Raw genomic sequence first — 536 nt, 5'->3', positions numbered from 1 at the left:
CAGAATGTGGACACATATTACGTGTACAACGAGTACAACCAGCTCGCTTTCGTCCTTTCCCCGAAAGCGGTAAAACAGATTTCAGACAACAATAACCTGATTACGGATGCCATTTTAAACGAGCTCTGCTACCAGTACCGGTACGACGGAAGAGACCGTCTGGTTGAAAAAAGACTGCCCGGAAAAGAATGGGAACTGATGGTGTACGACAAACAGGACCGTGTGGTGCTCACGCAGGATGCCATCCTGAGAACAGCAAACAACAGCTTCGGAAGCAAAGGCTGGCTTTTTACCAAATATGATGAGTTCGGAAGAGTGGCGTATACCGGTTTCTTCTCCAACACCGCATCGAGACAGGTAATGCAGAATGCCCTGAACAGCATGACTGCCAATGCCTACAATACGGAAAGAAGATCCTCCACCTCCTTTAATCTGCAGGGGCTGGACGTATACTACGACAAACAGGCATTTCCTACAGGAAGCATGACCCTGCTTTCGGTTAATTATTACGATACCTATCCTCCCGAAGCTCCGGC

The 536-nt window shown here is 48.3% G+C and carries 1 pseudogene; it reads left to right on the top strand.

The features are described from left to right. Nucleotides 1–536: pseudogene (locus QWT87_RS21110) on the top strand (RHS repeat-associated core domain-containing protein); the annotation flags it as partial.

The sequence above is a fragment of the Chryseobacterium urinae genome (assembly GCF_030518295.1).
Classification (GTDB): domain Bacteria; phylum Bacteroidota; class Bacteroidia; order Flavobacteriales; family Weeksellaceae; genus Chryseobacterium; species Chryseobacterium mucoviscidosis.
The sequence above is the reverse complement of the archived record's forward strand: the minus strand, read 5'-3'. Positions and strand labels throughout refer to the sequence as shown.